This window comes from Sporosarcina koreensis (assembly GCF_001531445.1).
GTDB lineage: Bacteria > Bacillota > Bacilli > Bacillales_A > Planococcaceae > Sporosarcina > Sporosarcina koreensis_C.
In genome coordinates this window covers 1-5,062 of sequence record NZ_LQYA01000053.1, presented here as the reverse complement: position 1 = coordinate 5,062, position 5,062 = coordinate 1, and the positions used below count along the sequence as shown (strand labels likewise).

The 5,062-nt window shown below is 47.6% G+C and carries 7 protein-coding genes; 3 read left to right on the top strand and 4 right to left on the bottom strand.

Annotated elements, in window-relative coordinates:
• The 4 genes from AWV70_RS08485 to AWV70_RS08470 all read right to left on the bottom strand — a co-directional run.
• Positions 1-883, bottom strand: an 883-nt coding sequence (locus tag AWV70_RS08485) for an RluA family pseudouridine synthase (protein WP_235588584.1), incomplete at its 3' end; no start/stop codon positions are given.
• Positions 801-1,601 (bottom strand): NAD kinase, encoded by an 801-nt coding sequence (locus AWV70_RS08480; protein ID WP_060206119.1) that lies wholly within the window; start codon positions 1,599-1,601, stop codon positions 801-803. The genes AWV70_RS08485 and AWV70_RS08480, both read right to left, overlap by 83 nt.
• Positions 1,573-2,274, bottom strand: coding sequence for a GTP pyrophosphokinase (locus AWV70_RS08475; protein ID WP_060206117.1), 702 nt, complete (start codon positions 2,272-2,274; stop codon positions 1,573-1,575). The genes AWV70_RS08480 and AWV70_RS08475 overlap by 29 nt, the downstream gene beginning before the upstream one ends.
• A 15-nt stretch (positions 2,275-2,289) precedes the next feature.
• The gene (locus tag AWV70_RS08470; protein ID WP_060206115.1) at positions 2,290-2,682 is read right to left on the bottom strand and encodes a hypothetical protein; all 393 of its coding nucleotides are present in this window, start codon (positions 2,680-2,682) and stop codon (positions 2,290-2,292) included.
• 144 nt (positions 2,683-2,826) lie between these two features.
• Here AWV70_RS08470 and AWV70_RS25190 point away from each other — a divergent pair, with 144 nt between their 5' ends.
• From AWV70_RS25190 to AWV70_RS08455, 3 genes are all read left to right on the top strand, one after another.
• Positions 2,827-3,522: a lytic transglycosylase domain-containing protein gene (locus AWV70_RS25190; protein WP_060206113.1), complete on the top strand. Its 696-nt coding sequence runs from the start codon at positions 2,827-2,829 to the stop codon at positions 3,520-3,522.
• A gap of 94 nt (positions 3,523-3,616) precedes the next feature.
• Positions 3,617-4,009 carry a globin gene (locus tag AWV70_RS08460; RefSeq protein ID WP_060206112.1) on the top strand — a complete coding sequence of 131 codons (393 nt, stop codon included), beginning with the start codon at positions 3,617-3,619 and terminating at the stop codon, positions 4,007-4,009.
• Positions 4,006-4,818: a DsbA family protein gene (locus AWV70_RS08455; RefSeq protein ID WP_082713523.1), complete on the top strand. Its 813-nt coding sequence runs from the start codon at positions 4,006-4,008 to the stop codon at positions 4,816-4,818. Before AWV70_RS08460 ends, AWV70_RS08455 begins: the two co-directional genes overlap by 4 nt.
• Positions 4,819-5,062: the final 244 nt, after the last annotated feature.

The following is a 5,062-nucleotide window of genomic DNA, read 5'->3' as shown; positions in this document are numbered from 1 at the left end:
GATGAATCGACTTGCGCGTTCCCCCATACAAGTCATCGCCTGCAAGCGGATGGCCGAGCCATTGCATGTGGACGCGTATTTGATGGGTCCGCCCGGTATGCAGCTGCAAAGATACGGATGTATGTGGGATGCCATTTTGTTCAAATCGGTCGAGCACATGGACATCCGTTCTTGCATATTGCCCATCCTGCCGGACCGTCCTTTCGATAATGCTGCCTTCTTTTCGTCCGATGGGCTGTTCGATCGTAAACGCATCTCTCCGTATATACCCTTCCACGATAGCGATATAACAGCGATCAAAACCGGTCGTCTGCATCTGTTCACTGAGCAGATGATGGATATGCCGGTTTTTCGCCATGCAAACGAGACCCGATGTATCGGTATCCAGCCTCGTCACAACATGCACAGTCGAAGGGACCTGCTCTGCTTCGAACTTTCCGGCCACTAAATTGGCGACCGTCCCGTTCGGCTGATCACGTGATGGAATCGTGCCTTGACCTGCTGGCTTGTCGATGATTAAAATCGCTTCATCTTCATAAACGATTGCCAGATTTCCGGTTTCAGGAACAAGGCCTACGCTCGGCACTTCCGGAGGGAATTGGACAGTAACAACATCCCCTCCCCTCAGCATATGCCGCACTGTCTGCTCCGTTCCATTTACGAGCAAACGCCCGCCATCATACTTCACCGCTGTCAATGTCCGCTTTGAAATGCCATGCTCGTGCAGGAATTCCCGCAGCAAAATCTGGTCTTGTCCGACAATAAATTCGAGAGTGAAATTCTTTTCATTCATGATCGCTTCACTCATCACTTGCAATGAAGGAATCGTGGACCCTTGTCCAGAACGGAAACGGACGGAATCTTCCGAAGCGCACCTTCTCATCCGCCACCTTATACTCGATCGATTTCACATCTTTATGCAACAGCTGTAAATGATCGATCGTCACCATGAAATCCGGTCCTTTAACCGGCGTAAGCACACAACTATGATGCGCAGGCAGGATGAGCGGTGAACCGACTGTCCGGAACACACGGTTGTTGATCGAAGCCATTTCGGTCAGTTGGATTGCGTGCAAGGATGGATGGATAATCGCGCCACCGAGAGCTTTATTATAGGCAGTCGAGCCCGATGGCGTTGACATGCATAGTCCGTCCCCGCGGAATCTTTCGAAATGCACACCGTTCAATTCCACGTCCATGACCAGCGTCACTTCAGGGGATTTGACCGTCGATTCATTGAGCGCAAGATAGGTGGCGGCCTTTTCGGAATGCCGGTAAGTAATCGTCACTTCAAGAAGAGGGTATTCAATGACATTGTATTCCTTCCGCGCTATCGAGAGGACAAGTTTTTCCATTTCCGCAGGCTTCCAGTCTGCATAGAATCCGAGATGTCCGGTATGGATGCCGATGAAGGCCGTATCCTTCAGGCGATGGATATATTTATGGAAGGCGTGCAGCAAGGTACCGTCCCCTCCAACCGATAAAACGATATCAGGTTCATCTTCGTCAAAGACGAGCCCGAAATCGGTCAAGTAATCCTTCGCCTCCTCTTTTAAACGATTCGAAACTGGATCATTTCTCGTCTGAATTGCGAATTTCATCATAGCCCCCCCTTTTCCGTTTCTTTTCGCTGTAGTCCCGATCGGCAGTTTCTTTGAATGCACTGAAGTATTGCTGCGCGTCATGGATTTCATCACGGATCAATGACATTTCTTCATCCAACCTGAAAGCGGCTTCAGCAGCCCGTTCCAGCCGATGCCTGATTTCGTTCGGCAATTCGCCTTGATATTTATAATTCAAGGAATGCTCGATGGAAGCCCAGAAGTTCATTGCCAATGTACGGATTTGGATTTCCGCGAGAATCGTCTTTTCCCCATGGATCGTCTGGACCGGATATTCAATGATCATATGGAATGACCTGTAACCGCTCGGCTTCTTATGTGAGATATAGTCCCTTTCTTCAACGACTTGCATATCGGTCCGTTGCCGTAATGTATGTACAACTTTGCCGATATCGTCAACGAACTGGCACATGATACGCACACCGGCAATATCCGGCAGTTCCTCCGCCAACTCTGCTGATGGTTTAAAGGGGATTCCCTTTTCAAGGGTCTTATCATAGATGCTTGCGAGCGGTTTCACCCGTCCCGTCACGAATTCAACGGGCATATGGACCCCTTCGAGTTCGTATTGCGCACGAAGCCCCTTCAGTTTCACTTTCAATTCGGCAACAGCCTGTTTATATGGTTCGAGAAATTGCTTCCACTCCTTCATGAGTAGCCCTCCAAACTATTGATTGATGTTTTGGAGGAAGGCCTCGAATTCCTGCTCCACCGCAGTCGTGAATGCCTCTCCATAGTTGTCGTTCCCTTCGATATTATAAACGAGCATCGTCAGCTCCTCTATAAAGCCTGGCAAAGGGATTTTTTCATCGTTCCACACAAGGGACGGGTCGTTGCCGGCTCTTAATGCTTGTGCCATGAAAGGCCAAACTTCTTCCGGGAAATGTATGTATGTATAACCTTCCTCTTCCTCCATCAAATAGACAAAAGCGTGTTCTTCTGAATCGGTTATCATTTTCCTTGCAGGGGCTCCGGTTGGACGTTCAGCTTCCGCGTCCAATGAAAACAGGATATCATTGCCGTTCGCTTGCCCTTTTATGACTCGGTTCTTGATTCGCATAAGTCTTCTTCCTTTCAATGATCTTACGTTCAGTCTACCATATGAAAGCCACTGATGCAGTCTGTAGCATGCGTTTTTGTCCTGAACTTGATATACTTATTTTAATAGCAACTATAGATAGTCCTAAAGAAAGGATGTAGTAAAATGGATGCACGCGCAATTCGTACAATAATGGATATACAGGCGATGCAGACACTAGGTTCGGTGCAATCATACGCGAGCGGGCAGGATACGACTTCCTCCCTGTTCAGCATGATGATAAATGATTTTTTATATGGCACGTCCAGCGATGTTTCTTCAACGGAGTCACTTCCATTTCAGTCTTTCGGCATGTTAGGGGGACTCCAGTCGATGAACAGCCTTCAATATACGGGTCCCACTAGCGTTTATTTTCCGGAAGGCCTCCAAACTGTGATTTCCACCTCCATGGGAACAAACCGTGAAAGTGCGACCGGGAGAAATGATTTCAGCGATTACATTCAGCGGGCTGCGGAAATATACCGACTACCTGAAAATCTGATCACATCCGTCATCAAGCAGGAATCCAATTTCAACAGCACTGCCGTCAGTGGCGCAGGTGCGATGGGCCTGATGCAGCTTATGCCAGGCACTGCAAAACTGCTAGGCGTGAAAGATGGATTCGATCCTGAGCAGAACATCATGGGCGGCGCCAAGTATTTGCGGCAAATGCTTGATCAGTTCGGGAATGTCGAAATGGCATTGGCGGCTTATAATGCAGGTCCCGGAAACGTTAGGAAATATGGTGGGATACCTCCATTCAAGGAAACGGAACAATATGTTTCTAAAGTGCTAAACTACTATAATCGTTTTGAAATCTGATAACTTCTCCATACACTTGAAGGCAATTTGTTTGTGAAAGAATTGTTTGGTTGTTAGAATGTCCATACAGTCAGAACAAAGGAGATTGACATACATGACTCGAAAACCTTTGATTCCTTATGAGGAAATCGGTGCTGAAAAATTATCGGAGCTCATCGATCGTTTTTATGAAAAAGTGGCTGTCCACCCGGACTTATATCCGATTTTCCCTGAAGATCTGACGGAAACAGCACGAAAGCAAAAACAATTTCAAACACAATATTTAGGCGGACCGAATTTATTCACGGAAGAGCACGGCCATCCGATGATGAAAGCGCGTCATATGCCTTTTCCGATAACTCCCACTCGCGCAAAAGCATGGCTCGCCTGCATGGCGGAAGCAATGGACGATGTGGGCTTAGATGGACCTTTGCGGGAAGTATATTATCATAGGCTCGCGATGACAGCGAACCATATGGTGAATCGAAGCGAGGAGGATGAGCGGTGAACCGGGAAACTCTCTTGGAAAGCAGTGCCACTTCTTCTTCAGTCTCCTTGTCAAAGCCCATCGAAATTTACGTATTCGTGGATCCTTTATGCATGAACAGCTGGGCGCTTCAGCCATTGCTAAGGAGACTACAAGTGGAATATGAACGTTATTTCACACTGAAGATTGTTCTCCACACTTCTTTGGCGAAGACGAACTCCTGTTGCATCGTCAATATGGACGATGCGAAAGCGTGCAAAAAAAATCATCCGGCGTTTCCGAGCATCGCCTTGAAAGCTGCGGAATTTCAAGGAAAACGCGCTGCATTCCGATTTCTTTCGAAGCTGTTCGAATACACCTACTTAAAAAAGAGGAACGTCCTCTCCTTTTCAGTGCTTGTTGAAATAGCTGAAAGTCTCGGATTGGATGTCGACGAATTCATCCTCGATTTCTCATCGCATCACGTACTGCGGTCCTTGCAGGTCGATTTGCATTTAGCGAATGAAATGGAAGTGGAAGACGCGCCATCCTTTGTTTTTTTCAATGAAAATATTGAAGACGAAGGGTTGAAGGTTAACGGATTGCATTCCTATGATATATACGAACAGATTTTGGAAGAAATGGTTGGGCACGAAATCACACCTGATGCGCCGCCAACATTGGATGAGTTGTTCATGCGTTTCGATTCACTCGCTACGAACGAAATCGCCAAGATTTACAACATTCCGGAAAAATCTGCGGAACGCGAATTAAAAAAGCAGCTCCTTCTCCAAAAGATCGAAAGGCTGCCTCTATCGAATATGACATTATGGCGCAAACGCATTAATTGAAAAAAGTAGATTGCATGGTCGTCGAATCCCCATGCAATCTGCTTTTTTTATTTTATATTAAACATACATCGGATTTCCGCTCCAGGCGGACGCTTTGGGCGTGGGACAGCTCGCTTTGGACGTGGGAGCACCTGCTTTGAGCGCGAGGCGGCTTGCTTTGGACGCGCGGTGGCTCGCTTTGGACGCGGGACAGCTCGCTTTGGACGCGGGGCGGCTCGCTTTGGACGTGGGACAGCTTGCTTTG